Source organism: Paenibacillus sp. JT31N17, from assembly GCF_056269255.1.
In genome coordinates, this window is sequence record NZ_JBWDNP010000036.1 from 1 (window position 1) to 1,239 (window position 1,239).

Annotated in this window: 1 protein-coding gene; it reads right to left on the reverse strand. The window is 46.7% G+C overall.

Going from position 1 to position 1,239, the window contains the following annotated elements:
- Positions 1–1,146 (reverse strand): IS3 family transposase (locus AC0YOB_RS38260; RefSeq protein WP_475797214.1); only part of this gene is annotated, 1,146 nt, incomplete at its 3' end.
- Positions 1,147–1,239: the final 93 nt, after the last annotated feature.

Genomic DNA, 1,239 nt, shown 5'->3' on the forward strand with positions numbered 1-1,239 from the left:
AGCGTTATCCCAGCAGTTCCCCCGCCTAGACATGGACTGGCCTAAACCCTTCTGCTTTAATAGCTCCTGGTACCTGGGACTTGTATAATGACTTCCTTGGTCAGAGTGAATGAACGCATCTTTATGCAAGTTCAAGCGTTTTTGTTTGACCAGTGTCTCAATCGTTTCCGTCGCAATAGACAGTTCAATTCGGCTGGAAAGGTTGTGGGACAGAATCTCGCCTGTCGAAGCATCCAGAACGGTCGACAAATAGGCCATATCTGTGCGGCCGTACGGAAGATAGGTGATATCGGTAAGCAGAGCAAGCCCCGGAATGCCCTTCTTGAAATCCCTCTGCAGCTTGTTAGGAAGGGTTCGATGTTCGAGCGTGGCTTTGGCCATACGCTTGTAAGGGTTAGGCTTTCGGTGTGGGCATACAAGGTTCAATTTCTTCATAAGTCTGCGGATTCTCTTCAGGTTGTAAGTGATACCAAACTCATTTTCAAGGATCATCTTGATAGAGCGAGAGCCCTTTTTGAACCCCTTCCGATGAAAAGCTTTCTTTATCCATTCGCCCGCCTCAGCATCCATACGTGAACGCTCTAAGCGAGTCTCTGCGGCTTGCAGATAGCTGTAGTACCCAGAGCGGGATACGTTTAGCAACTCACAAAGATAGCGTGTCATTTGCCCCAGGCCTTGATCTACGGCTTCCTTGACCAACTCGAACAACTTATTCTTGCTTACGTTTGTCCCCTTTGCTACCAGCAACCTTTCTTTCGCGTCTAGCTTTTTTAACAGTTCTACCTGGGACTCAAGGAGCCTTATTCTCGCTTCCTGCTTGGCAATGACCTCATCCTGCGTTAGTTCCCGGTTTAGAGGACGCCCAGGGCTTTCTTTGCGGGAGTCGGCCAATCCAATAATGCCAGCATGATCATAGGCTTTCTTCCAACGGTCAGCGCACTGCTCCACACGTTTCATTCCAATTACGTGTACATCAAATCCATTAGCCTCAAAGATTTCTCTTGGGGTTTTACCCATCATGTATTGGTCTATGAATAACTGCTTAAATTCATCCGAATAGGTTATCGCTTTATCGCTAATTCTGGTCACGAATTTATTCCTCGATAAATGTTCACGGTCTTCATCATTAAAAAGCTTCTTGCTCATGTAATCCCTCCATTGCTTACTCCAGTATACAAAAAAGGTACCCACAGCCTGAACGCCTTTTTTCAAAGTGTCCAGTCTATGGGTACCAGTGTA